A 22467-nucleotide genomic window follows, 5' to 3' on the forward strand; every position below is an offset into this window, starting at 1 on the left:
CCGGGCGGGGTCGCCCCCGGGAACCGCCTTCCACGGGGTCGTACGGCTTCCTAAGGGAGACGGGCGTCCTGCCGTTCGTCCGTCTCCTCCGGCTCCGGGGCCTCCCGCGTCTCCCGCGTGTCCGGCGCTGTCCCCGGCTCCTGGACGTACCGCAGGACGCCCCACATCCGGCGCTGGCCGTCCGCGTCGGCACCGCCGAGGAGGGCGGTCGCGTCGGCGGGGGCGACGGAGTCGGCGCGGCACCCGTCCAGGGCGGTACGCAGCCCCTCGGCGTCGATTCCCGCACCGATCAGCACCAGTTGGGTCCCGGCCGCTGCGCCGTCCCGCGGCCAGGGCTCCGGGTAGAACCGCAGGAACCGCCCCACGGCGTGCACGGCGTACCGGTTGAGGGGGTCGGCGGGGCCGAAGTCCACGTAGCCCTTGATCCGGTAGAGCCCTTCGGGCCTGTGGTCGAGGAAGGACATGAGCCGCACCGGGTCGAGAGGCTCCGCGCAGGTGAAGGACACGCTCTCGTAGCCCTCGTGCAGGTGGGAGCGGGGGCGCGGGGACGGGCCCGTGCCGACCGCGGACTCCTCCCCCGCCTCTCCTTCCGCGTGCTCGGCACGCAGGTCGTCGAAGGACAGCTGGCCCACGCGCTCCCGGGCGGGCCTGCGGTCGAACAGCAGGTCCGGGTCGATACGGCCGTGGGCGGCGGGTACGACGGCGGCGCCCCGGGCCGAGGCGGTGACCTCGGTGAGGAGCCCGGCACGGTCGGCGGAAGTCAGCCGGTCGGTCTTGTTGAGGACGACGAGATCGGCGGCCCCCAGGTGCCGGCCGATCTCGGGGTGCCGCTGCCGGGTCGCGCGGAACTCGGCCCCGTCCACGACCTCGACGAGCCCGCCGTAGACCAGTCCGGGGTTCTCACTGGCGAGGACCATGCGGACCAGCTCGGCGGGTTCGGCCAGTCCGCTGGCCTCGATCACGATGAGGTCGACGCGGTGCGCGGGGCGGGTGAGCAGGGCGAGCTGTTCGTCCAGCTCCTCGATGTCCACGGCGCAGCACAGGCAGCCGTTGCCCAGGGACACGGCGGAGCCGACCTGCCCGGCCACCGTCATGGCGTCGATCTCGATACTGCCGAAGTCGTTGACCAGCACGGCGATACGGCTGCCCCGGCTGCTGTGCAGAAGATGGTTGAGCAAGGTCGTCTTGCCCGCCCCGAGGAACCCGGCGAGGATCACGACCGGGATCTGCTGCCCGCGCAAGGACGACCTTCCTCCCGTGATGGCCCAGCCCTCCGTTCGGGCCGGTGAACCGGGCCAGCGTAACGGTCGGACGGCAGCGGGGACGGCCCGGCCGGTGCGCGCCGCGAGCCACCGCAGGCCGGGCGGAGGGTCCGAGGCGGGCGCCGCCGGGACGGGCGGACGGCCGCCGGACCGCGTACCCCGTGACGAACGGCGCCGTCGAGGGTGTCCTGCGGCGGCGACGCGGCCCCGAGCCGGTCGGCCACGCGCACCCGGGGGCGTCGCCCGGTCGCGCGAACGCGACGACGTGGCCGACCGGCGGGGAATGCTCCGTTCCGGACAGGAGCGGGCCGCCTCCGTCGCGTATGAGTGCCCCCGGTGCCCGGCCCGCGGGGCCCGTCCCGGCTCGATCCCGCCGAACCGCTGCCGGCACCGCGGCCCGCTGAGGCCGAGGAGCGCGCGACTGGCGACGGGCCCGGCCGCGCGCCGGCCGCACCCGCGCTCGGTCCGCTGCCCGTCCGGCCTCGGTGAGGCGCGCCGTGGCCTGGTCCGGGGGCGAGGCTCCGACGGAACGGCTGACGCGTCACTCAGGAGCGCCCGCACGAAGGGTTTGTGCGGGCGCGGGGCGCGAGGCGCGGGCTGAAACGGGCTCAGGACAGCGCCGGGACCGGGGCCGGGGCGGTGGGGCCGACATAGCGCGCCTTCGGGCGGATGATCTTCGGATCGGCGGACTGCTCAAGGATCTGCGCGCTCCAGCCGACGACCCTCGCGCACGCGAAGGTCGGGGTGAACATCGCCCGGGGCAGCCCGCACAGTTCCATGACCACTCCGGCGTAGAACTCGACGTTGATGTGGAGCCGCCGCCCCGGCTTCAGCTCGGCGAGCAGCGCCTCGGTGCGCCGCTCGACCTCCTTGGCGAACTCCACGCGTTCCCCGCCGAACTCCTCGGCGATCCCGCGCAGCAGACGGGACCTGGGGTCCTCGGTGCGGTAGACGGGGTGACCGAACCCCATGATCCGGCCGCCCGCCGCGACCTGCTCGCGCACCCAGTCGTCGATCCGCTCCGCCGTGCCGATCGCGTCCAGCGTGTCCAGCGCACGGCTCGGCGCCCCGCCGTGCAGCGGCCCGGACAGGGCGCCCACCCCGCCCACCAGGCACGCGGCGGCGTCCGCCCCCGTGGAGGCGATGACGCGGGAGGTGAACGTCGAGGCGTTGAACCCGTGGTCGACGGTCGAGATGAGGTACCGCTCGACGGCGCGGCTCTCGCGCGGGCCGGGTTCCGCGCCGGTCACCATGTAGAGGTAGTTGGCCGCGTGCGGCAGGTCCGCGCGCGGCTCGACCGGTTCCAGGCCCTGGCCGAGCCGGTACAGGGCGGCCACGAGGGTCGGCACCACGGCGACGGCCGCCAGCACGTCGGCGCGCCGCTCCTCGGGGCCGAGGTCGTACAACGGGCGGAACCCGCGGGCCGCGCCGAACAGGGACAGGGCGGTGCGCAGCCCGGCGAGCGGACCCGAGGCGGAGGTCGCCCGCGCGAGGGCGGGCAGCGCGGCGCTCACCTCGTCGGGCAGGGTGCGCAGCCGGGCCGTCCCGGCGGTGAACCGCGCGAGTTCCTCCGCGTCCGGCAACGTGCCGAACAGCATCAGGTGAGCGACGTCCTCGAAGCCGCGGCTGCCCGCGAGGTCGACGGCCGAGTACTGCCGGTAGTGGAAGAAGCCCTCCTCCCCGCGTACTTCACCGAGACGCGTATCGGCCACGACCACTCCGGACAGGCCGCGCGGCGCGGCCGGGGCCCCGGCAGGGGTCGCGGAGGGGGCCTCCGGCGACGCCGGTCCGGCCGGGTCCGTACGGAGGTGGGGCGGCGGGACGGTGCTCATGGCGACTCCTTTTGCCGGGCGACCGGACACGGGCGGCCGCCCTCGGAACGGCACGCCGGAGTCCGAGGGGTGCCGGTGTGCTCGGGCGGGCCGGAAGGCGGAAGACGAACAGGACATGAGTGACCGTGCACTATTGATCGATCATTAGTCAATGTTGATTCAATCAACATTGATAGCCTGGCCACATGATCTCAGACGTGCCCGCGGAGCCGCAGCCGACGAGGACGGACGGGCGACTTTCGGCACCGGACGGACGGCTCACGACGCGGGAGACCGCCGCACGGCTCGGTGTGAAGCCCGCGACGGTCTACGCGTACGTGAGCCGGGGCCAGCTCGACCGCAGGCGCGGGCCGGACGGCCGGGGCAGCACCTTCGACCCGGCCGAGGTGGACGCCCTGGCGGCCCGGTCCCGCCGCGAGGCGGCCGCGCCGCCCGAGGGCCCCCTCGGCCGGCTGCGCACGGGGATCACCCTCCTCACTCAGGAGGCCTGCTATTACCGGGGCGTCGACAGCCGGGCACTCGCCGGGCGGTACGGGTACGAGGAGGTCGCCGACTGGCTGTGGACCGGCGAACTGCGGCCCGATCTCCGGTTCTCCGCGCCCCGTCCTCTCCTCGCGCAGGCGCGCCGGTCCGTCGCGGCCCTGTCCGCGCACGCCGGTCCGACCGACCGGCTCCGGGCGGCGGTGGTCGCCACGGGCGCGGCCGATCCCCTCCGCTTCCGCCTGGCCCCCTCCGACGTGACCGCCACGGCACGCGACCTGCTCGCCGTCCTCGTGGACGTCCTGCCGCTCCACGGGGGCGCGGGGGCCGGCGCGCGGAGTGAACGGGGCGGTGACACCGAGGAGATGGGGGCCGACGTCCGCCCGGCCCCCGGCGCGGACTCGGAGACCGGCTCCTCCCCCGCCCCCCTCGCCGAGCGCCTGTGGACGCGGCTCACGGACCGGGAGCCCGATCCCGCGGGCGTGCGGGCGCTGGACACCGCCCTCGTTCTGCTGCTCGACCACGACCTGGCCGCCTCGACCCTGGCGGCCCGCGTCGCGGCCTCCTCCCGTGCCCACCCCTACGCGGTGGTCTCCGCCGGACTCGGCGCCCTGGACAGCCCGCTGCACGGCGCGGCGAGCGGCCTCGCGCACCGGATGCTGTCGGAGGTGCTCGACCGGGGCGACGCCACGCCGGTCGTCGCCGCCCATCTGAGGGCCGGTCACCCCGTGCCGGGCCTCGGGCACCGGCTCTACGAGGGCGGGGACCCGCGTGCACAGGCCCTGTTCGCGGCCCTGGCCCCGTTGCCGTACGCGCGCGCGGCGCTGGAGGCGGCCCGAGCGGTGTCGCGTACGGCGGCGAGCGCGGCCAACGTGGACCTGGCCCTCGCCGTCCTCTCCGTCGCCGCCGGGATGCCGGCCGACGCCGGTGAGACCGTCTTCGCCGTAGCCCGCACGGGCGGCTGGATCGCCCACGCCCTGGAGGAGTACGCCGAGACCCCGCTGCGGCTCCGGCCGCGCGGGACGTACACGGGACCGGAGGCGGGCCGGCCCGTGCCGGAGGCGCGATGACCCCGTCCCGCCGCCCGGTGCGTACGCCGGGCGGCGGGACGGGACCGCACCGGATCGCAAGAATCCGCCAAGAAACGCAAAGAACGGACAACGGCGGAGCAGAAACGGGCGGCCGGGAAGCGGAAAAGGGGGCGCCGCCGACTCGCCGAAGGACGGGGGACGCCGACGGTTCACGGAACGCCGGGTGGGCGCCGACGGTGCGCGGGACATCCTGGGGCCCGGCTCTCCGGCGAGCCGGGCCGCCTGGATCGTTACGCGGGGGCCGTGCCCTCGGCGTACCGGGGGGCCTGGCCGGTGGAGCCGCGGACGACGAGTTCCGGTTCGAAGAGCAGTTCCTCGGAGGCGGCCGCACCGCCGCCGATCTGGACCGCGAGCAGGTCCACGGCCGCCCGCCCCATCGCCTCGATCGGCTGGCGCACCGTCGTGAGCGGCGGCTCGGTGCAGTTCATGAACGCCGAGTCGTCGAATCCGACCACGGACACGTCCCCCGGAACCGAGAGCCCGCGCCGCTTCGCCGCCCTGACCACGCCGAGGGCGTAGGGATCGCTCGCGCACACGAAGCCGGTCACACCCTGGTCGAGCAACCGGGCCGCAGCAGCCTGACCGCCCTCCAGGGAGAACATCGCCCGCACCACACGGGAGTCAGGGAGTTCGCCTCCCGCGGCGGCCACCACGCCGCGCGCGGCGGCCAGCTTGCGCTGCGAGGGGATGTGGTCGGCGGGGCCGAGCACCAGACCGATGCGCTCGTGTCCGAGCGAGGCCAGATGCCGCCACGCCTGTTCGACGGCGACCGCGTCGTCGCACGACACTCCGGGGAAGCCGAGCTGCTCTATGGCGGCGTTGATCAGCACCACCGGAATCCGGCGTTCCGCCAAGCGGCGGTAGTGGTCGTGCGGCGCCTCGGCCTGGGCGTAGAGCCCGCCCGCGAACACCACGCCGGAGACCTGCTGCTGGAGCAGGAGATCCACGTAGTCGGCCTCCGAGACCCCGCCCTTGGTCTGGGTGCAGAGCACGGGGGTCAGCCCCTGCTGCGCCAGCGCTCCGCCGATGACCTCGGCGAACGCCGGGAAGATCGGGTTCTGCAGTTCGGGCAGGACCAGCCCGACGAGGCGGGCACGCTCGCCGCGCAGCTGGGTGGGGCGCTCGTATCCGAGGACGTCGAGCGCGGAGAGCACGGCTTGCCGGGTGTTCTCCGACACCCCGGGCTTGCCGTTGAGGACCCGGCTGACCGTGGCCTCGCTGACTCCGACCTTCTGGGCCACTTGGGCGAGTCGACGCGTCATGGCTGCAAGATTAGCGCAAAGCCTGCAAGTGGCTTGCGATACTTCGGAAATCCACTGTCTCCCCCGTCGGCCGCGGCGCTTCGCCGAAACACTCGGAGCCTTCTGTACGCGCCCGCGCCCCGGCCACGGCAGCGGGCGCCCGGCTGGTCCGGGACAGCCCGCCCGCGACGAGCGGCGGATGCCCCGGCCCTTCTCACGGCCGGACCAACGCGCCCGCGCCCGCCCCGTCCGCTGCGGTTAGGCTCACCCGCGTGAGTACCTGCACCTCCGTCTCGCAGACCCTGGCCGAGCCGCTCGCCGGGACCGCGGCCACCGCCCGCACCTGGCTCCTGGTGGAACAGCCGGGCCCCTGGGGCGCCAAGGCGCTGACCGCCAGCCGTCTCGATCCCGAGCTCGGGAGGGCGCTGGAGAAGGCGGCCAAGGGCACCGGCGTACGCGTGGCGCTGATCCGTCGTCCCGGCCGCAGCACCCCGGCGACCACCACGGAACGGCGTCGCGTCTACGCGGCCCACACGGTGCCCGGACAAGCCTGGCTGCACACGGCACTCGTGACCGACCCCGAACGCCTGCGCGCCCTAGACCTGGAGGCGCTGGGCGCGGGCGCCCCCGACTCCTTCGACACGGTGCTGCACGGCGCCCCGCACACCGGTGGCCCGCTCGTCTACGTGTGTGCCAACGGCAAACGCGACCAGTGCTGCGCCCTCCTGGGACGTCCGCTGGCCGCCGCCCTCGCGGCGGAAGGCACCGAGGACGTCTGGGAGACCACCCACCTGGGAGGCCACCGCTTCTCCCCCACCCTGCTCGTCCTGCCGCACGGGTACGCGTACGGCCGGGCGGACACCCCCTCGGTACGCGCCGTTCTCGACGCGGCACGCTCCGGCCGCGTCCTGACGGAGGGCTGCCGGGGGCTCTCGGCCTGGGAGCGGCCGGGCCAGGCCGCCGAGCTCGCGGTGCGCGAGGCGAGCGGCGAAGACCGGGCAGGAGTCCTCAGCGTGGCCCCGGCGCCGCCCGGGGCGGACCCGGCCCTGCACCACTTCACGGTCCGTCACACCGACGGCAGGGGCTGGCATGTGGAGGTGGCGCAGAGCATGCCGGGCCCACCGCGCCCGGAGAGCTGCGGCGCCGCCCTCGGCACACCGTCGCGCATGGAGGTCAGGAGCGTCACCCCGGAACCGCCGGGCGTGGTGTAGGGCCGCCGGGGACCAGGGGGATCACGGGGCCACGGGGCCACGGGAAGGCAGGAACCGGCGGGCGTCCCCGCAAGGGTGGACCACTGGACGCTCAGACGGCACCCGCCCCGGTGAGGGACCGCACCTCCGTCTCGGCGTGCTTCGTCGCGTCGGAACCCGCACGGGAGGTGACGGTGCCGAGCCAGCCGGAGAGGAACCCGAGCGGGATGGACACCAGCCCCGGGTTCTCCAGGGGGAACCAGTGGAAGTCGGCGCCCGCCACGACGGCTCCGGGGCCACCGGAGACCACAGGAGAGAAGACCACCAGCACGAGAGCCGGAATCAGCCCGCCGTAGACCGACCACACCGCGCCCCGCCTGGTGAAGCGCCGCCAGAGAAGCGAGTACAGCAGCACCGGCAGATTGGCCGAGGCCGCCACCGCGAAGGCCAGCCCCACCAGGAAGGCGACGTTGAGATCGCTCACCAGCAGGCTGAGCCCGATGGCGAGCACCCCGATGCCGACAGCCGCCCACCGCGCCACGAAGACCTCGCCGTGCCGGGTGCGTCCCGGTCGCCGCAGCGTCGCGTACAGGTCGTGGGCCACGGAGGCCGAGGAGGCCAGGGTGATGCCCGCGACCACCGCCAGGATCGTCGCGAAGGCCACGGCGGCGACCACGGCGAACAGCACGGTGCCCCCGGTGGATCCCGCACCGCCACCGAGGTCGAGGGCGAGCAGCGGAATCGCCGTGTTCCCGGCCGCGTTGGAGCCCCGCACGGCGTCCGGGCCGACGATCGCGGCGGCCCCGAAGCCCAGCACGATCGTCATCAGGTAGAAGGCACCGATGAGGCCGATCGACCACACGACCGAGCGCCGGGCCGCCCGTGCCGTGGGCACGGTGTAGAAGCGCGACAGGATGTGGGGCAGGCCCGCCGTTCCCAGGACGAGCGCGAGCCCGAGGCTGACGAAGTCGAACCGCGCCGTCCAGGAACCGCCGTACTTGAGACCGGGGTTGAGGAAGCCGAGGCCGTGCCCACTGCGCTCGGCGGCCGATCTCAGCAGCAGGTTGACGTCACCGTGGAAGCGGACCAGCACGAGCACGGTGAGCGCGAGAGCCCCGGCCATCAACAGGACCGCCTTGACGATCTGGATCCAGGTGGTGGCCCGCATACCGCCCATCGACACGTAGACGACCATGAGGGCACCGACTCCGACGATCGTCCACGCGCGGGCCGCCGGCCCCGTCCCGCCCAGGAGCAGGGCGACCAGTGACCCGGCTCCCACCATCTGCGCCACCAGATACAGCACCGAGACGGTGACCGAGGCCGTCCCCGTAGCGATCCGGAGCCTCGGCTGGCTCATCCGCGCCGCGACCACGTCCGCGAGGGTGAACCGGCCGCAGTTGCGCACCAGTTCGGCCACCAGCAGGAGGACAACCAGCCAGGCGACCAGGAAGCCCACCGAGTAGAGCAGGCCGTCGTAGCCGAACAGCGCGATGAGCCCGGCGATACCGAGGAAGGAGGCCGCGGACAGGTAGTCACCCGCGATGGCGAAACCGTTCTCCATCGGGGTGAAGAGCCGGCCGCCCGCGTAGAACTCCTCGGCCGAGCCGTGCCGGTTGCGGCTCACCCAGGTGGTGATGGCCAGGGTGACGGCGACGAACGCGCTGAACAGCAGCAGCGCCAGCGTCTGATGGTTGCCGCTCAACCCCGCGCTCCCCTGGTCAGCTCCTGTGTGTCCCAGCGCAGTTCGAGAGCCGCGCGGTCCCTGCGCAACCGGGCGTGGCGTGCATAGGCCCAGGTGAGCAGGAAGGTGCTGAGGAACTGGGCCAGCCCGGCCATCATCGCCACGTTCACCACTCCGGCCACCGGCCGTGCCATGAGGCCGGGCACCATGGTGGCGGCGAGGACATAGGCCACGTACCACGTGAAGAAGGCCGCACCGGCCGGCAGCACGAAGCGACGGTACCGACGGCGCACTTCCTGGAAGGCGGGGCTGCGCTGCACTTCCAGGTAGATGTCGGCTGCGCGCCGACCCTGCTCCGGCTCGGTGGGGGGCGCGGGCACTGCGCCGCTGTCCACTTCGCCCCGACCGGAGGCGAGGGGGTCGCGCCAGGGGTCGTCCAGCCGGACCCGCCCGGCATCGCGACCGTCGTACTTCTTCACCGAACTCTCCTTGTCCGCGGCGAGGTTGACCGCGGGCACAAGGATGGGCGGAAGGGGAAGATCGCTGACTCCTCAGCCCACAGGTTTCACTCTTTCAGGTGACAGTCGGCCCTGGTGGCGCCACTATGCCGTGCTGATAGGCGTATCGAACGGCCTGAGCACGGTCCTTGAGACCGGTCTTCGCGAAGAGGTTGTTGATGTGTGTCTTCACCGTGGCGGCCGAGATGTGCAGGGTGGCGGCGATCTCCTGGTTGGTCATGCCCTGGCCGATCAGGGTCAGCACCTCCGTCTCGCGCGCGGTCAGTCCGTCCGGCGGGTCAGCGGCACGGGCCCCCTCGCCGCCGAGCCCCGCGCCCTGTGCCCGCGGCCCGTCCCCGGCGAGCGCTCCGGGCGAACCGGTCGCCTCGCGCCCTCCGCCCGCTCTCCCGGGTCCCTCCTCTTTGGACAGACGGTCGAGCAGTCGCCGCTGGATGGACGGGGCGAGCCCGGCGGCCCCGGACATGACGTCCTGGACGGCGCGGACGATCTCGTCTCCACCAGCGTCCTTGGTGAGATATCCCCGGGCGCCCGCCTGGATCGCCGGGAAGAGATCCTCGTCGTCGGCGTAGGTCGTCAGGACGACGACCTGGGTGCCCGGGTACTGGTCCCGGACGCGGCGCGTGGCCTCCACCCCGTCACAACGCGGCATCCGCAGGTCCATGAGCACGACGTCGGGGGCGAGTTCGGCGACGAGTCGCACGGCTTCCTCCCCGTCCCTCGCCGCACCGACCACCTCGATACCGGGCAGCAGTCCGAGCAGCATGACGATGCCCTCACGCACCACGGACTGGTCGTCCGCCACCACCACTCGCGCTGTCACGCGGGCACCCGCAGCCTCACCACGAACCCTTTCTCGTCCTCGCCCGGCGGCCCCGCCGTCAGGGCTCCGCCCAGCAACTCCGCCCGTTCCCTCATGCCCTGCAAACCGTATCCCGCGCCGCTTTCCGCCAGCTCCGGCCGGGCCCCGCGGGCGGGCCCGTTGCGCACCTCCAGCTCGCAGACGCCGGACTGGTAGCTGAGCCGGACCGTCACTTCCGCACCGGGAGCGTGCTTGCGCACATTCGTCAACGCCTCCTGGGCGACGCGGCGCACCGTCTGCCCCGCCTCGGCCGGCAGCGGCCGGGGATCGCCGTGGATCTCGAACCGCGCGCCCTCCGCGTGCACCAGATCACGAAGTACCTCCGCCACAGGGGCCATCTCCCCGCGCAGGGCGGACAGCGCCTGCCGGGTCTCGGCGAGCCCTTCCTTGGCCATCCCCCGGGCGGCTACCACGCGCTCCAGGATCGTGGCCCGGTCGGCGCCCTGCTCGATCTGGAGTCTGGCGGCCTCCAGGTGCACGAGCTGGGCGGAGAGACTGTGGGCGAGCACATCGTGGATCTCACGCGCGATACGCGCCCGCTCCGTGAGCGCCGCCGATTCCGTCCGGGCCGCGCTGGCCGCCCTCTCCTGGACCAGCAGACGCTGCGCACCGCCGCGGGCCTCCGCGTCGAGCCGCAGAACGTACCCGGCCAGGGCGAGCCCCGCGCAGGTGGCCGACGTCGCCAACCAGTTCCCCCCGACGAACAGGGCGTACGAGCCGAGCCCGCCGACGGCGAACGGCACCCCCCAGATCAGCGGCAGCCTCTCCAGTCCTATGACGGCGATCCCGCACCACATGACGAAGGCGAGAGTCGACCAGCTCAGCAGGAGACTGAGATACCCGCACGCCAGGAGGGTGAACAGGGCTCCCGTCGCCCCGAGGAGTTCCCGGCGACGGGTCGTCCGGAAGAAGCCGCGCACCGCGAGGACACCGACCAGCGCCGCGAGCAGTCCGCCGAGGATGGCGAGGACTCCGGCCTCAGGGTGTTCGTGGATGCTGCCCCACAGCAGGAGCAGGCCGAGGAAGAGGCGTACTCCCCGGGTGGAGACGGTCCTGGCCCTGCTCTGCACCGGCTTCCTGCTCTCCCGGGCGAGGGCTTCCCAGGAGGGCCAGGCGGTCCAGACGTCTTTGGTCACACGCGGTCCCTCCACGCCGCCGGAGCCGCCTCGGCGGCAGGGTCACCGTACGCCGGGCCGAGCAGCGCCGCGCGCCGGGAGAGAACCGCGCCCCGCGCGAGCAGGGTGACGGCGAGGGCGAGCAGCAGCGTGGAGCTGTCCTGATGCAGGCCGAGAGCAGTACCGACCCCGAAAAGGGCTGCGCGGACCAGGATGCCTCCGCCCCAGATCCCCGCGGAAGCGCGGGTGCCCTTGGCCCAGACCGTGCCGTCCTCGTCCGCCCAGACACGCGAGGTCCAGGCCCAGCCGGCGCCTATGGCCAGTCCCACCACCACCTCGACGGCGAGCAGGGCGAGGGAAGCACTCTCGTGGCTCGAGTCGACGAGGCCGGGTTCGCGCAGCGCGAGAAAGGCGAGGACGACGGGCACGATCCACCATCGGCTCCGTCCTCCTCCGACTGGCTGGGCGCGCACGAGGCGGGCGGCGACGAGCACGACGGCGACGCCGACCAGCAGGATCGCACTGAGCCCTGACATGACTGCCTCCGCAGGTCGAAAGTGTTTGACGCCTTCGAAGCTACGGAGGTTCGGGTCCTCGGACATCGGAGCAGGGGTGGATCACGGGTGGATTCCTCTTCTCCACCCTGGGGTGGAGAATCCGCGAGAGCGCCCTCGGAAACCGGGCGCGTACCGGGCAGGCACCGGGTGCGTGCGACGCGCCGGGGCGAGTCGGGGTCGCCTCTCGCTCCTCGCCCGCGCCGCCGCCCGCACCGCGGAAACCCGCTGTCCCCTCACGAACCCCAGCTCGCCCCGCCCCGGCGCGTCGGCGAACCGCTGCGTCCGCGCGAGGCGGACGCAGCGGTCACCGAGCGGCACACGGCGGACAGCGCGCGGCGCATGAGGGACGCCGGCTCACAGCGGTACCGGCCGTGGGGCCCGCCCGCCGGCGGCAGCCGTACCGGCGCGGGAGCCGGCCCGTCTCAGGCGTCGATGCGCGAACGGTCGAGGGTCGCCGCCGAACTGGTGATGAACTCCTTGCGCGGGGCCACCTCGTTCCCCATGAGCAGGTCGAAGACCTGCTCGGCCGAGTCCAGGTCGGTCATGTTGATCCGGCGCAGCGTGCGGTGGCGCGGGTCCATCGTGGTCTCCGCGAGCTGGTCGGCGTCCATCTCCCCCAGACCCTTGTAGCGCTGGATGGAGTCCTTGTAGCGGATGTTCTTGCGCTCGAACTCCAGCAGCGTCTCGCGCAGCTCCCGGTCGGAGTACGTGTAGACGTACTTCTCCTGTCCCTTCTTCGGCTGGGTCAGCTCGATGCGGTGCAGCGGCGGGACGGCGGCGAAGACCCGTCCGGCCTCGACCATGGGCCGCATGTAGCGCTGGAAGAGGGTCAACAGCAGGCACCGAATGTGGGCGCCGTCCACATCGGCGTCGACGAGCAGGATGATCTTCCCGTAGCGGGCCGCGGCGATGTCGAAGGTGCGGCCCGAGCCCGCTCCTATGACCTGGATGATCGCCCCGCACTCCGCGTTCTTGAGCATGTCCGAGACGGAGGACTTCTGCACGTTGAGGATCTTGCCGCGGATCGGCAGCAGCGCCTGGAACTCGGAGTTGCGCGCGAGCTTGGCCGTGCCGAGCGCGGAGTCGCCCTCCACGATGAACAGCTCACTGCGGTCCACGTCGTCGCTGCGGCAGTCGGCGAGCTTGGCGGGCAGGGAGGAGGACTCCAGCGCCGTCTTGCGCCGCTGGGCCTCCTTGTGCTGGCGGGCCGCGATGCGCGTGCGGGCGGCGGCGACGGCCTTGTCGAGCACCGCTCTGGCCTGGGCCTTGGCGTCCCGCTTGGTCGAGGTCAGGAACGCCTTGAGCTCCTTGGAGACGACGTTGGCCACGATCCGGTTGGCGGCGGAGGTGCCCAGCACCTCCTTGGTCTGCCCCTCGAACTGCGGCTCGGCCAGGCGGACGGTCACCACGGCCGTCATGCCCTCCAGAGCGTCGTCCTTGACGATGTCGTCCTCCGCCACGCGCAGGAGCTTGGTGCTGCGCAGGACCTCGTTGACCGTGCGGGTGACGGCGCGCTCGAAGCCCGAGACGTGAGTACCGCCCTTGGGGGTGGCGATGATGTTGACGAAGGAGCGCAGCGTCGTGTCGTAGCCGGTGCCCCAGCGCAGGGCGATGTCGACGCCCAGATCCCTCGTGACCTCGGTGGGCGTCATCTGCCCCACCTCGTCGAGGACCGGCACCGTCTCCTTGAACACCCCCTGCCCGCTCAGCCGCACGACGTCGCACACCGGCTTGTCGTGGGCGAGGTACTCGCAGAACTCGCTGATACCCCCGTCGAAGCGGAAGGACTCCTCCCCCTTGCTGCCGCCCTCGCCGAGGCCGTACTCGTCCCGGACGACGAGCGTGAGCCCGGGGACGAGGAACGCGGTCTGGCGGGCGCGCTGGTGCAGGAAGTCCAGCGAGAGCTTGGCGTCCTTGAGGAAGATCTGCCGGTCCGCCCAGTATCGGATACGCGTACCGGTGCGGCCCTTCGGTACCCGCTTGCCCTTGCGCAGTCCCACGGTGGGCTGGAAAGGGGCGTCGGGGCCCTCGCCGTCGAACTGGCCGGGGGTGCCGCGCCGGAAGCTGACGGAGTGGACGGTGTTGCGGTCCACCTCGACGTCGAGCCGGGCGGAGAGCGCGTTCACCACCGAGGCGCCGACGCCGTGCAGGCCGCCGGAGGCGGCGTAGGAGCCCCCGCCGAACTTGCCGCCGGCGTGCAGCTTGGTCATGACGACCTCGACGCCGGACAGCCCGGTCTTCGGCTCGACGTCGACGGGGATGCCACGACCGTTGTCGCGGACCTCGACCGAGCCGTCCTCGTGGAGGATCACCTCGATGTGGTCGCAGTGCCCGCCCAGGGCCTCGTCGACGGAGTTGTCGATGATCTCCCACAGACAGTGCATGAGGCCGCGACTGTCGGTCGACCCGATGTACATGCCGGGGCGCTTGCGGACTGCTTCGAGCCCTTCCAGGACGAGCAGGTGCCGCGCGGTGTAATTGGAGTCGTCGCGGTCTGCTCCTGCCAGCAGAGCTGTCGACGACACGGACGTCTCGGCGGTCACGCGGTTCGCTCCTCGCTGAATTTCTTGTGGGGGCTGAGAGCCCCCGGGCCCGGATCGGGTTGCCGCTCAGAGGGTACCGAGGCCAGGTAGAGCCGTTGTTACGCCACCCTCGCTTCAAACCCACCCTAGTGCAAAATCACACAGGCGTTCGAACATCGGGGGGCGATGCCTCCCATGTCACGTTCCCTTTCGCGCATGAACCATTTAGGCTCCGGGCACGTCCTCATGAACAACCGGCAAGCCAGCCGGGAGGACCACCCGACCCTGCACATCACGCGAAACCGTAAAGCACGCACGCTGTAATACGGCACATTCGCCGCCAACCGGCAACGGACAGCCCCCTCGTAAAGAACTTTTTTCGAGGAAAGGCCACGAGCGGGAACGTTTTGGGCCTGGTTGGATGTTGACCCTGGTACGACAGCTCGTCGAGCTAGAGAAGAGGCGACGTGACTACTGTTCTGACACCCGCGAGCCAGCTGACGGCCGCTGACCGTTGCGACCGGTGCGGCGCCCAGGCATATCTGCGCGTTGTCCTGATCAGCGGCGGTGAACTGCTCTTCTGCGCCCACCACGGACGCAAGTTCGAGCCGGAACTCAAGAAGATCGCCGCTGAGATACAGGACGAGACGGAGCGGCTGACCGCTCCCAGCCCCGTAAGTGACGAGGACCGCTGACGCCTCGCACCCCTACGACGAGCCGGCACCGGTAGGACACCGGAAAGCGGGCGCCGCTCCCGACCCATGGGCGCGACGCCCGCTTTCGCTTGCCCTCCCCACTTGCTCGTCCCCCCGGGACAGCCCCTGAGCGCGAGAGCCGGCCCGCACCGCCCGCGAAGACATCGGGGGCGGCCCCGCGGGCCGGGAAGAGGGCCTACGAGGGCACTGGGACCTTCTCAGCGCTCCCGCAGCCCCTCGGTGTCGGCGACGCCGGAGATGCGGGTGTAGACACCCGGGCTGCCCGCCTGGGCGCAGCCGCTGCCCCACGAGACGAGGCCGATGAGCTTCCCCGCGGCGACCAGCGGGCCTCCGCTGTCGCCCTGGCAGGCGTCCCGCCCACCCTCCTTCTCCCCCGCGCACAACATCGTCGCGGGCTGGTACGCACCGTCCTTGTTACCGGGGTAGGCCCGCGCGCAGTCGCTGTCGGGCAACACGCTCACCGTGGCCGCGCGCAGCGTACGGGAGTAGGCGCCCGCCCCCGTCGTGTCTCCCCAGCCGTACACCTCCGCCTTGGTTCCCGGCTCGTAGGAGGGGTCACCCGCCTGGGCCAGCGGCAGTACGTCGCTCTGCGGCAGAGCCTTGTCCAGGGTGAGGGTCGCGACGTCCCCGGCATTGCTGCCGGGCTCGTACCCGGGGTTGACCCAGGTGTCCGCGACGGTGGCCTCGGTGCCGCCCTGGCCGGTCAGATCGTCCCGCCCCACGAGCACCCGTAGGTCACGTACCTGGCTCAGTGGGGCGCCGAGCACCCGGTTGCTGAGGCAGTGCGCCGCAGTGGCGACGGTCCTGGGCCCGATCAGAACGGCCCCGCAGTACTGGCCGGAACGTGCGGAGCCGAACCGCTCGCGGCTCGCGAGGGCCACCACCCATGGATGGTCGCTCACGCTCACGGGCCGGCCGCCGACGACTACTCCGTCGGCCGAGGCGGGCGCGGCGGCGAGGACGGGGACCAGTGCGGAGGCGGTGGCGAGAGCTCCTGCGCACAGCCGGGAGCGGAGGCTGCGAAGCGGCATGGATGTGCTCCTTCACTCAGAGTGTCGGTCTCCCACTCAGAGTCGTTCAGCGCGCAGTCACCCGCACGCCCAGACGGTGGCGGGCGCCCAGTCGGCGCAACGGTGCGCGGAAAGGGCCCGCCCCCCGTGAGGGAGCGGGCCCTTTCTCGGGCTCGGTACGAGCAGCCGTGCCGGGAGCCGGATCAGTCCAGGTAGTCGCGCAGCACCTGGGACCGGGAGGGGTGACGCAGCTTCGACATGGTCTTCGACTCGATCTGACGAATACGCTCACGCGTCACGCCGTAGACCTTGCCGATCTCGTCGAGGGTCTTCGGCTGACCGTCGGTGAGACCGAAACGCATGGAGACCACGCCCGCCTCACGCTCGGAGAGCGTGTCGAGCACGGAGTGCAGCTGCTCCTGGAGCAGGGTGAAGCTGACCGCGTCCGCCGGGACGACCGCCTCGGAGTCCTCGATGAGGTCACCGAACTCGCTGTCCCCGTCCTCACCGAGCGGGGTGTGCAGCGAGATGGGCTCACGGCCGTACTTCTGGACCTCGATGACCTTCTCCGGGGTCATGTCGAGTTCCTTGGCCAGCTCCTCCGGGGTGGGCTCGCGGCCCAGGTCCTGGAGCATCTGGCGCTGCACACGGGCGAGCTTGTTGATGACCTCGACCATGTGCACCGGGATACGGATCGTACGGGCCTGGTCCGCCATGGCGCGGGTGATCGCCTGCCGGATCCACCAAGTCGCGTACGTCGAGAACTTGTAGCCCTTGGTGTAGTCGAACTTCTCGACCGCGCGGATCAGACCGAGGTTGCCCTCCTGGATCAGGTCCAGGAACAGCATGCCGCGGCCCGTGTAGCGCTTGGCCAGCGAGACCACGAGTCGGAGGTTGGCCTCCAGCAGGTGGTTCTTGGCGCGTCGGCCGTCCTCGGCGATGATCTCCAGCTCGCGCTGGAGCTTCGGGGCCAGCTTGTCACTGCCCGCGAGCTTGTCCTCGGCGAAGAGGCCGGCCTCGATGCGCTTGGCCAGCTCGACCTCCTGCTCCGCGTTGAGGAGCGGGACCTTGCCGATCTGCTTGAGATAGTCCTTGACCGGGTCGGCGGTGGCACCGGCCGCCGCGACCTGCTGCGCGGGGGCGTCGTCCTCGTCGTCGTCGGACAGGACGAATCCCTGGCTCTCGCCGCCGGTGCCCTCGGCACCCTCCTCGGCCTTGCCCGCGGGACCGGTCTCCTCGGTCTCCTCGTCGACCAGTTCGTCGGCGCCCTTCTTGCCCGCCGTCTTCTTGGCCGCGGTCTTCTTCACCGTGGCCTTCTTGGCGGTGGCCTTGCGGGCCGTGGTCTTCTTGGCGACGGTCTTCTTGTCCGCCTCGTCGTCCTCACCGAGAAGCTCGGTCGCGGGGGCCGACGTGACCGCTGCGGCTGTGGTCGTCTTCTTCACCGTGGCGGTCTTCGCCGCGACGGTCTTGCTGGCGGTGCGCTTGACCGGGCTCTTCGCCGCGACGCTCTTGCGCGCGCGCTTCGGCTCCGCGGCACTGACCATCAGCGTCACACCCTCTTCCTCGAGGATCTGATTGAGGCTGCGCAGAACGTTCTTCCACTGAGTGGCCGGAATCTGGTCAGCTTCGAAGGCCCGACGCACATCGTCACCGGCGATCTGCCCATTAGCCTTTCCCCGCTCGATGAGCGCCATGACAGACTCGGACTCGGCGATCTCCGGCGGGAGCGTACGGGATGTGCTGGCCGACACGAACAACCTCTCGGAACGTTGGAAAACGGCTTCCGGCCCCGTCCTTAACGGACCGGAGCCGACGACCGTCGGCTGGGGATGACCGACGACGCGGGCGGGTGTCGCAGGGGATCACAGCGCCGGACACGGCTGCCGTATTCCCTTCTCGACTCTCACCTCTTAGGTCATCGCACTGTTCCCCCGAGCGTTACGCGCAATCTGCGTGGCCCGAGTCACACCCCGAAAAGACGCGAGGACGGACGTATCCGAGCATACGCGGACAGATCACGGAACGAGGTGGTCGTCCACCAGCCATAAGACGCTCGCGATCGCTCGGCCGGGTGAGCGCACGCCCGGCGCACTGGTCGATTCGCGCGCGCCCCGCACGTGCGACTCCCGCGCTCGCGCCGGGAGCCGTGCCGGGCCGCGTCACCTTCCGCGCACCCGCCCGGCACCCGACGCGCGAGCACCGTGGTGACCCGGGGGCGTGCGCCGCGGGCCCCTCGCGGTCCCGCCCGGACGACCGGGGCGGGGCCGCCGCTCCGTGGGATCAGTGCTCGCGGGGCGCGGGCACCACACGCTCCACCTCGGGGTGGACCGTGAGCAGCTGGCGCATGGCCGACTCAGCCCCCGCCTCGTCCCCCGAGGCCAGCGCGTCGACGATCCTGGCGTGGTGGGCGACAGCGGCCTCCGTGGGGCGTTCACAGCCGTTGGCCGGCCCCCCGGAGACCTGAAGGGCCGCCGCGACGATGCCCGAGAGGTGCTCCAGCATGCGGTTGCCCGCGACCTGGATGAGCAGGGAGTGGAATTCGGCGTCCGCACGGGAGAACGTGATGCCGTCTCCTTGGCCGAGGGCGTGGCCCATGATCTCCACCATGTCGACCAGCCGCTGCTGGACGTCCTCGCGGCCGTGCCCCGCGGCGAGCCGCGCGGCCAGCGGTTCGATGGTCCAGCGCAGTTCGTTCAGTTCACGGCGCTGGTCGTCCCGCTGTGGCCCGAAAGCGCGCCATTCGATGATGTCGGGGTCCAGCAGGTTCCAGTCGCTCACCGGTCGCACCCGGGTCCCGACGTTGGGGCGGGCACTGACCAGCCCCTTCGCCTCCAGCACCCGCAGGGACTCACGGACGACGGTGCGGGAGACCTCGAAACGCTGCCCGATCTCCTCGGGCACGAGCGGCCTGTCCGCCCCCAGGTCCCCGGAGACGATCATCTGGCCGAGTTGCTGAACGAGTTGGCCGTGCAGTCCGCGGCCCCGGCTGCCGCCTGCCCGGCGTGACACCCTCCCTAGATCTGGTTCCGCGGCGCTCCAGGAGGAAGGAGCCATCCGACCCTGGGGGGTATCCGCGTAGGGGTAGCGATCGATATCGCCCGAGCCGGCGAGACCGGAGTCGGTGGGGCGGGCGGTGGTCATCATGGTGTGCGCAACGGTACTCACGGAACCTTTGTCGGCGTCCCTCCCAACACCCTTGAGGTCTTTGGTGAAAAGCACACGAAAGGGTGATCGCCTACTCGTAGAGAATTGACGCCTTATCGGAAATACCCGGACGCCGCAGGGGTAGTTGTGCCCATTAACCAGTCGAAAGAGATCGCACGCTCTCGGCCTGCCGCGTCCCCGCCCGCACCGCGCCGCGCTTCACCCGCCTCCGGTCGGGCAGGCCAACTCGCTTATGGAGCAGGCGCTTTCGCCCCCTGGGCCCCCACGACGAAGCTTGGATCCCGCCTTCGGTTCCGGGCCTCCCGCGGCTGAGGCAGAGGTCCCCTTCCCCCTTTCGCGCGTGATCAGACTTCGGGGCGCAGCATGGGCGGGTTGAGCAGAGTCGCCCCACCGGCCCTGAACAACTGTGCGGGCCTACCACCCTGGCGGGTGGTGGTGCCGCCGGTGGGAACGAGGAAGCCGGGGGTGCCGGTCACCTTGCGATGGAAGTTGCGGGGGTCGAGCACGACGTCCCACACCGCCTCGTACACCCGGCGCAGCTCCCCCACGGTGAACTCGGGAGGGCAGAACGCCGTCGCCAGCGAGGAGTACTCGATCTTCGAACGGGCGCGCTCCACACCGTCCGACAGGATCGTGGCGTGATCGAAGGCGAGCGGGACCGCCTGTTCGCCGTCACGGCCGTGCCCGTCCCGGTCGAGGAGTTCGTCCACCGGGGCCCACCGGGCGCCGCTGGCGTCGCCCCCTGGCCGGGGGGTGGGCAGATCGGGCGCCAGGGCGAGGTGCGCGACGCTCACCACACGCATCCGCGGGTCCCGGCCCGGGTCGCCGTACGTCGCGAGCTGTTCCAGATGCGCCCCGCCACCCTCGCGGTGGTCCGTGGCCCCCGCGTCCACGGCCTGGGCACACAGACCGGTCTCCTCGCCGAGCTCCCGGGCGGCCGCCTCCGCCAGGTCCTCGTCCTCCCGCACGAACCCCCCGGGCAGGGCCCACCTGCCCTGATAGGGAGGCTCTCCCCGGCGGACCACCAGCGCCCAGAGCCCTTGCCGGCGCACGGTCAGCACGACCAGATCCACGGTGACGGCGAAAGGCGGGAAAGCGGAGGGGTTGTAGGGAGGCATGTGACAGATCATAGTCGTCTGCCTGACGATAAACACTCCCTTCAGGAGAAGCCGTACGGCTGGCCGACGCGGGTGCGCGCTGCTCAGGCCCCCAGCTGGAGAGCCGGAGACGCTTCCTCCACCATCGCGACCCCGAGGCGGCTGACCCGGACCGCGAAGGCGCGCTCGGCCACCACGAGCCCGGTGAGCCCCAGCTCGCCGAGGGGAGCGCCGCGCGTCGGTCTCAGCGTCACGGACCGGGCGGGCACGTCGGGCCGGAGGCCCGTGAGGGCGACAAGCAGATGGACGGCGGCCGCCGCCGGAAGAGCCGCCGGGCGGCAGGCGGCAGGATGCGGCCACGGCTGGGCGCCCTCGGTGCGCTGCTCACCGGCGAACATCTCCGGCATCCGGTAGTCGAAGGACTCCGCGGCCGAGAGCAGCCCCCGCAACAGTCCGTGCGCCTCCTTTTCGTGTCCGGCGGCCGCCAGTCCCGCGACCGCGACCGCTGTCTCGTGCACGCGGACGGCGCCGCCCCGGTGCCCGAACGGGTTGTAGCGCGGCATTCCCGCGGCCAGGCTGCGCAGCCCCCAGCCGGAGTCCATGGCCGGGCCGCCCAGGAGCCGGGCGAGTTGTCCGGTCTGCACCCGGTCGAGCAGCCCGGGGGCGGGGCGGCCCGCGCCGAGCAACCCGGTGTCCAGCAAGTGAGCGGCCGCACCGCCCAGGTGGGGGACCGGCCGGTCGTCCGCGAGGAGCGCGGCAGCCGGTCGCCCGCCACCCCGGTCCTCGGTCCAGAAACTGCGGCGGAAGAGCGGGCCGAAGTCAGCGGCCCAGGAGCGGAGTTCGGCGGCTCCCGGCCGGTCGAAGGCTTCGAGCAGATCGGCGCCGAGCAGTGCCGCACGGTACGCGTGGGCCTGCGTCTCCACTCGGGCCGCGCCCCCGGTCTCCCGGTCGCGGAGGAAGGGGTCGGCGCGTGTCTCCCGGCGCAACCAGGCCAGGCAGCCCTCGGCAGCCGGGAGCAGTTCGGTCACCTCGCGTTCGCCCAGCCCCCAGCGGCGGGCCTCGGCCAGCAGAGCCGGAAACAGCAGCGTCGCCTCGACACCGGTACTGCCCGGCGGCAGATGGGGGCCCGCGTCGCGCGGCGGCCCCGGCAGGCTGCCCCGTCGGGGGCCGGTGGCGAACTGGGTTCGGGCCAGGGTGCGCAGGGTCCCGTGGGCGAGGGTGGTACCGAGCGGCAGGGCCATCCGGGCCGCGGCGAGCGCGTCGGCCGGGGCGAGCCCGCAACGCCAGGGCGCCCCCGCCGCGAGATGGATATGCGCGGGATGAGCGGGGTCGCGCAGCAGCAGGGCCCGGAGGTCCGCCGTCGCCGCCGCGAGCAGGGCCCGCGCCCTCGGGTCGTCTCCGGTCGCGGTCGCCTCGCTGAGCACCGCGCCGCCGGACGCACGCGCCGGCCCGACGCCCCCCGGCCGCTCCTGTCGCAACCGGAGTTCGACGGTGCGGCTGCCACCCGCCGGGATCTCCAGGTGCCACCGCAGCAGGCCGACGGCGGCGACCGCGTCCTCGGCGGGCGGCGCGGCGGTGATCGCCACCGGTCCCTGCGGGGAGGACCAGCGCAGACCCGTGCCGTGCACGGCCGCGGGCACCTCCGGAACGGACCGGCCGGCGGCCACCGTGCCCAGATCCGCGAGGTCCGTACCGAGCGAGATCTCCACCAGTACGCGTACGGGATGCGCGGCCGAGCTGCGCAGAGTGATCCGCTCCACGCCCACGGCCCGCCGCAGCCGTTCCACGACGAGGTCGGGATCGGGCCCCTGTCCCCCGGACGACCTGAGGACACCCAGGAATCTGGCCCGGTCGGAGCCTTCCATCCTCGCCTGGACCGGGAGGGGTTCACGCCCCGCGACCCGCAGTCGACAGCGTGACAGGAGGCGTCGGCCCGCAAGGTAGAAGCCGTCGAGCCCCTCGCCGGTGAGCTGCCCGTGCGGCGCCGAGACGGCGAGTGCGGGAAGGGCCACACACATCAACGCGTCGTGTGCGGCCGGGAGTTCGGGGGTACGGCGGGGAGCCGGTGGGGCGGGTCTGGTCGGGCTGGGGGACGATATGACGGCCGGACGCTGGTCCCGGCCGCCGG

17 protein-coding genes are annotated in these 22467 nt (G+C 72.3%); 3 read left to right on the top strand and 14 right to left on the bottom strand.

All coding sequences use genetic code 11. The features are described from left to right. Positions 1-50: 50 nt before the first annotated feature. Positions 51-1241 (bottom strand): CobW family GTP-binding protein, encoded by a 1191-nt coding sequence (locus ACFYMP_RS02715; RefSeq protein WP_388849276.1) that lies wholly within the window; start codon positions 1239-1241, stop codon positions 51-53. A 629-nt stretch (positions 1242-1870) separates the two neighbouring features. Continuing rightward, a complete protein-coding gene (locus ACFYMP_RS02720; protein ID WP_388849279.1) occupies positions 1871-3094 on the bottom strand; it encodes a citrate synthase in 1224 nt (407 codons plus the stop codon). Between the two features lie 185 nt (positions 3095-3279). On the opposite strand from ACFYMP_RS02720, the gene ACFYMP_RS02725 reads away from it, so the two are divergent. Further along, on the top strand, positions 3280-4644 hold the full coding sequence (locus ACFYMP_RS02725) for a citrate/2-methylcitrate synthase (RefSeq protein WP_388849282.1): 1365 nt from the start codon (positions 3280-3282) through the stop codon (positions 4642-4644). A gap of 251 nt (positions 4645-4895) precedes the next feature. Here ACFYMP_RS02725 and ACFYMP_RS02730 read toward each other — a convergent pair whose 3' ends face one another. Further along, a complete protein-coding gene (locus ACFYMP_RS02730) occupies positions 4896-5927 on the bottom strand; it encodes a LacI family DNA-binding transcriptional regulator (protein ID WP_388849285.1) in 1032 nt (343 codons plus the stop codon). Between the two features lie 251 nt (positions 5928-6178). Here ACFYMP_RS02730 and ACFYMP_RS02735 point away from each other — a divergent pair, with 251 nt between their 5' ends. Beyond that, on the top strand, positions 6179-7117 hold the full coding sequence (locus tag ACFYMP_RS02735) for a sucrase ferredoxin (protein ID WP_388849288.1): 939 nt from the start codon (positions 6179-6181) through the stop codon (positions 7115-7117). 91 nt (positions 7118-7208) lie between these two features. Here the strand turns inward: ACFYMP_RS02735 and ACFYMP_RS02740 are convergent, their stop codons facing one another. The 6 genes from ACFYMP_RS02740 to ACFYMP_RS02765 all read right to left on the bottom strand — a co-directional run bounded on the left by ACFYMP_RS02740 (position 7209) and on the right by ACFYMP_RS02765 (position 14372). Then, the gene (locus ACFYMP_RS02740) at positions 7209-8801 is read right to left on the bottom strand and encodes a cation acetate symporter (protein ID WP_388849291.1); all 1593 of its coding nucleotides are present in this window, start codon (positions 8799-8801) and stop codon (positions 7209-7211) included. Further along, positions 8798-9298, bottom strand: coding sequence for a DUF485 domain-containing protein (locus ACFYMP_RS02745; RefSeq protein ID WP_388849293.1), 501 nt, complete (start codon positions 9296-9298; stop codon positions 8798-8800). The genes ACFYMP_RS02740 and ACFYMP_RS02745 overlap by 4 nt, the downstream gene beginning before the upstream one ends. A 55-nt stretch (positions 9299-9353) precedes the next feature. Then, a complete protein-coding gene (locus tag ACFYMP_RS02750; protein WP_388849296.1) occupies positions 9354-10118 on the bottom strand; it encodes a response regulator in 765 nt (254 codons plus the stop codon). Next, complete coding sequence (locus tag ACFYMP_RS02755; protein ID WP_388849299.1) at positions 10115-11293, bottom strand: sensor histidine kinase; 1179 nt, start codon at positions 11291-11293, stop codon at positions 10115-10117. The genes ACFYMP_RS02750 and ACFYMP_RS02755 overlap by 4 nt, the downstream gene beginning before the upstream one ends. After that, positions 11290-11808, bottom strand: a complete 519-nt coding sequence (locus tag ACFYMP_RS02760) for a DUF1453 domain-containing protein (RefSeq protein ID WP_388849302.1) — start codon at positions 11806-11808, stop codon at positions 11290-11292. Before ACFYMP_RS02760 ends, ACFYMP_RS02755 begins: the two co-directional genes overlap by 4 nt. Before the next feature lie 443 nt (positions 11809-12251). Next, positions 12252-14372 (bottom strand): type IIA DNA topoisomerase subunit B, encoded by a 2121-nt coding sequence (locus ACFYMP_RS02765; protein ID WP_388849305.1) that lies wholly within the window; start codon positions 14370-14372, stop codon positions 12252-12254. A gap of 446 nt (positions 14373-14818) precedes the next feature. On the opposite strand from ACFYMP_RS02765, the gene ACFYMP_RS02770 reads away from it, so the two are divergent. Then, the gene (locus ACFYMP_RS02770; protein WP_363146327.1) at positions 14819-15046 is read left to right on the top strand and encodes a hypothetical protein; all 228 of its coding nucleotides are present in this window, start codon (positions 14819-14821) and stop codon (positions 15044-15046) included. A 218-nt stretch (positions 15047-15264) separates the two neighbouring features. Here ACFYMP_RS02770 and ACFYMP_RS02775 read toward each other — a convergent pair whose 3' ends face one another. From ACFYMP_RS02775 to ACFYMP_RS02795, 5 genes are all read right to left on the bottom strand, one after another. Then, positions 15265-16098, bottom strand: coding sequence for a S1 family peptidase (locus ACFYMP_RS02775; protein WP_388849308.1), 834 nt, complete (start codon positions 16096-16098; stop codon positions 15265-15267). Positions 16099-16280: 182 nt separating this feature from the next. Then, positions 16281-17828: an RNA polymerase sigma factor gene (locus ACFYMP_RS02780; protein ID WP_388849311.1), complete on the bottom strand. Its 1548-nt coding sequence runs from the start codon at positions 17826-17828 to the stop codon at positions 16281-16283. Positions 17829-18357: 529 nt separating this feature from the next. Then, a complete protein-coding gene (locus ACFYMP_RS02785) occupies positions 18358-19296 on the bottom strand; it encodes a FadR/GntR family transcriptional regulator (RefSeq protein ID WP_388849314.1) in 939 nt (312 codons plus the stop codon). A gap of 290 nt (positions 19297-19586) precedes the next feature. Further along, positions 19587-20360 (bottom strand): NUDIX domain-containing protein, encoded by a 774-nt coding sequence (locus tag ACFYMP_RS02790; RefSeq protein ID WP_388849317.1) that lies wholly within the window; start codon positions 20358-20360, stop codon positions 19587-19589. Between the two features lie 83 nt (positions 20361-20443). After that, the gene (locus ACFYMP_RS02795; RefSeq protein ID WP_388849603.1) at positions 20444-22360 is read right to left on the bottom strand and encodes a glycogen debranching N-terminal domain-containing protein; all 1917 of its coding nucleotides are present in this window, start codon (positions 22358-22360) and stop codon (positions 20444-20446) included. Positions 22361-22467: the final 107 nt, after the last annotated feature.

Origin of the sequence: Streptomyces sp. NPDC007088 (assembly GCF_042869355.1) — a bacterium.
Taxonomy (GTDB): domain Bacteria; phylum Actinomycetota; class Actinomycetes; order Streptomycetales; family Streptomycetaceae; genus Streptomyces.